The following is a 232-nucleotide window of genomic DNA, read 5'->3' as shown; positions in this document are numbered from 1 at the left end:
GGCCGTCGTATTCACTGATGCGGTCCTGTCCGGTGCCGCGGTTGAGGACGTAGGTGTCGGCGCCGTAGCCGCCGTCGAGGTAGTCGTTGCCGCTGCCGCCGTCGAGGGTGTCGTTGCCGTTGCCGCCATAGAGGCTGTCGGTGCCGGCTTCGCCGCGCAGCACGTCATTGCCGTCGAGGCCGTAGAGGTAGTCGTTGCCGGCACGGGCCTCGATGACCTCGTCGCCGCCGTT

Annotated in this window: 1 protein-coding gene; it reads right to left on the bottom strand. The window is 68.5% G+C overall.

Annotation, left to right across the window (positions count from 1 at the left end; all coding sequences use genetic code 11):
• Positions 1 to 232, bottom strand: a 232-nt coding sequence (locus GPA25_RS23800) for a calcium-binding protein (RefSeq protein WP_425486423.1), incomplete at both ends; no start/stop codon positions are given.

The sequence above is a fragment of the Aromatoleum diolicum genome, from assembly GCF_012910955.1.
Classification (GTDB): Bacteria; Pseudomonadota; Gammaproteobacteria; order Burkholderiales; family Rhodocyclaceae; genus Aromatoleum; species Aromatoleum diolicum.
The sequence above is the reverse complement of the archived record's forward strand: the minus strand, read 5'-3'. Positions and strand labels throughout refer to the sequence as shown.